The sequence below is a fragment of the Cutibacterium porci genome (assembly GCF_009696315.1).
Taxonomy (GTDB): domain Bacteria; phylum Actinomycetota; class Actinomycetes; order Propionibacteriales; family Propionibacteriaceae; genus Cutibacterium; species Cutibacterium porci.
This window is the reverse complement of the sequence record NZ_VUMG01000013.1, coordinates 1-1,163: the sequence shown is the minus strand read 5'-3', so window position 1 is coordinate 1,163 and position 1,163 is coordinate 1. Positions and strand designations below refer to the sequence as shown.

General features: G+C 32.2%; 1 pseudogene. It reads right to left on the bottom strand.

Annotation, left to right across the window (positions count from 1 at the left end):
• Positions 1 to 684, bottom strand: a pseudogene (locus FYJ43_RS11925) (IS110 family transposase); the annotation flags it as partial.
• Between the last annotated feature and the right edge of the window lie 479 nt (positions 685 to 1,163).

Sequence of the window (1,163 nt, the reverse complement as noted above, 5' to 3'; positions counted from 1 at the left end):
AACTCCTTAGCTTTTAAAACTAAAAGTTCATATTTTTCAGTAGACCATCCTAGACCTTTCTTAGAAGTTTTTTCAATAAGTGATATTAATGTTTTCTTATTAGCCTTTAGAATTTGATTGGGTGAAGGATACCTATCAAGCACCGCTAAGGCAGTCTTTGAATATACATTTTGGAAGACCTCTGTAAAGTTTAGCATTACTTGATCAATAATGCCAATAAGCCTATTCTTGTAAGTAGTAAGTTCATCACCCAACTTGTAATATTGGCGGCAGAGGCTTTTGAGACAATCAATAACATCATCAGGCACAGCTGTAGTCTTAATAAAAGAAAATCTAAAGCAATGCAATCTTATGGGCATCAAATTTATCATTTTTTACTTTCCTTATTCCAATATTTTTGATAGAATCAAATTGGATGGGGTTTATGATAGAGACCTCAAATCCAGAATCAGAAAGATAGTGGAAGAGGATTTTGTGATAGTGCCCAGTGGATTCTAAGACTACGACAGGCCTAATTGCAAAATCCTTTTCTGCTTTTTGCAATAGACCTATAGCCTTTTTAATACTGTCAATTGAATCATGATAGATCTTAATACGATGATAAATCTCATTATTAGGGGACAAAATACACATCTCACTAAAATTTTTACCAACATCAATACCAGCTACAGGTGGATAATTCATAAGAAACCTCCTAAATAAAGTATTTGGATTTAGAAATCCATTCCTTCTCAAATAAGTACACAACCTTGCATGTGACACGAGGAACCAGTGTTAACTGGCCTCAACCAGCCAAATAATGTAATCTTATGAGAATGGATAGATACTCTTTTTTACAGGTAGTCGCCTAAAGGCGTCCTAGGAGGAGTTTCATCAACCTCCAAATCCATAAATTAATTATACAATATTGTCATGGTTCAGGCCAAATTAAACTAGGCTTATGGCTAAGATAAGAAGCCAAAGAAATGTATTTAATGATTAGAAAAGAAGACTATATTAGTATCTAAGAAATTGATAATTATTACAGTGGAAAACTGTAATTTGATTATAACTATATTGTACAAGGAGGATTAATATGTTTAAAAAGTTTACCAATGGTTGTGTAAATTTAGTACAAAATTATTTGCCAGATGCGTTTATCTTTGCTATATTTTTAACAATAT